The organism is Seonamhaeicola marinus (genome assembly GCF_008085455.1).
In genome coordinates this window covers 1-860 of record NZ_VSDQ01000055.1, presented here as the reverse complement: position 1 = coordinate 860, position 860 = coordinate 1, and the positions used below count along the sequence as shown (strand labels likewise).

The window sequence follows — 860 nt, the reverse complement described above, 5'->3', positions numbered from 1 at the left end:
GCTTTAAAGTTTGTGTTTTTAAAGCATTGCGCAAATTTAAAAAATTATTGCTTTTTTGGTAATTTTTGTATTGCTGTATGATAAAATTATTCATCAACAGGCTCTACTATGGCTTCAATGGCTTCAGCAAGTTTAAAATCTTTATCTGTTACACCATTAGCATCATGTGTAGAAAGTGATATGGTTAAAACGTTATAAACGTTGCTCCAGTTTGGGTGGTGGTTAAGAGCTTCGCACTCAAAAGCTATACGGCTCATGGCGCTAAAACAGTCTCTAAAATTATCAAATTCAAATTCAGCATGAATAGCATCATCAAAATATTCCCAATCAGGGAAACGTAAAAGTTTTGTTTCAATGTCTTGTGCCGATAGTTTACTCATTGTGTTTATGTTTTTTGATTAACAGTTTTAAAAATACTGAATATTGCTGTGTAAATCAATTATTTTTTTAAATCTTCTAAAACATTAGTACTAAGAATTTGTAAATGTTTTGGTAGCTTATTAATTTTTGGTAAAACAGCTAAATAACGCTCATCATTGGTGGTAAAAACTCTTTTTATAATAGGTTTTTTTTGTGTTATTATTTGAATTATTTCATTAATAAAATCGTCATGATGCACCAAATCACTACTTCCTAAATGAAAAATACCGTGCTTGTTACGGTTAATTATGTAATGAATTTGTTGCGATAATTTATCAATGTTTGTAACATTCATTATTAAATTTGGGAACACTTCAACGGGTTCATTTTCATTGATATTTTGAAGTATTTCAAGTACTCTAGGAGATTTAGCGCCAAAAACCATTGGTAACCTTAAAACAGCTACTTGTTTTTTAGGTAAGCGTAATAAATTATTTTCT

Annotated in this window: 1 protein-coding gene and 1 pseudogene; both read right to left on the bottom strand. The window is 29.3% G+C overall.

Going from position 1 to position 860, the window contains the following annotated elements; translation table 11 throughout:
* Positions 1-86: 86 nt before the first annotated feature.
* A complete protein-coding gene (locus FUA24_RS00355; protein ID WP_147132780.1) occupies positions 87-380 on the bottom strand; it encodes a 4a-hydroxytetrahydrobiopterin dehydratase in 294 nt (97 codons plus the stop codon).
* Between the two features lie 59 nt (positions 381-439).
* Positions 440-860 (bottom strand): annotated as a pseudogene (locus FUA24_RS00350) (sugar nucleotide-binding protein); the annotation flags it as partial.